The sequence below is a fragment of the Virgibacillus sp. M23 genome, from assembly GCF_034190895.1.
GTDB lineage: Bacteria > Bacillota > Bacilli > Bacillales > Amphibacillaceae > Virgibacillus > Virgibacillus salarius.
In genome coordinates this window covers 1-411 of sequence record NZ_JAWDHA010000338.1, presented here as the reverse complement: position 1 = coordinate 411, position 411 = coordinate 1, and the positions used below count along the sequence as shown (strand labels likewise).

At 39.2% G+C, this 411-nt stretch carries 2 protein-coding genes; both read left to right on the top strand.

The window, feature by feature from the left end; translation table 11 throughout:
* A partial coding sequence (locus tag RVS70_RS22855) for a hypothetical protein (RefSeq protein WP_321135030.1) occupies positions 1-82 on the top strand: 82 nt, incomplete at its 5' end.
* 20 nt (positions 83-102) lie between these two features.
* Positions 103-411, top strand: a 309-nt coding sequence (locus RVS70_RS22850; RefSeq protein ID WP_321135028.1) for an ATP-binding cassette domain-containing protein, incomplete at its 3' end; no start/stop codon positions are given.

The following is a 411-nucleotide window of genomic DNA, read 5'->3' as shown; positions in this document are numbered from 1 at the left end:
GCTGGTTATTTCTGTTCTTGTGTTTAATCTCGCAGAGAGATGGCTTGGCACTATAATCTACAAAAAGCTTACGGCAAATTAGTACGGAAAGAGGCGAAAAACATGTCTGAACAAATGTTAAAAGAAAAACCTGAGCGAGCTGTTATTGTTCCGAAGCAGAACCACGTGCTCGAGGTCAAAGACCTGTCTATTTTTTACGGAAATAAACAAGCGGTTCATCATGTGAACATGGATATTGAAAAGAATGCGGTGACTGCTTTAATTGGGCCGTCGGGATGCGGAAAATCTACTTTTTTGAGAAATATTAACCGAATGAATGATTTAATTCCTTCTGCAAGAGCTGAAGGTGAAATCCTTTATGAAGGATTAAATATATTGGGCGGCAATATTAACGTCGTCAGCTTGAGAAGA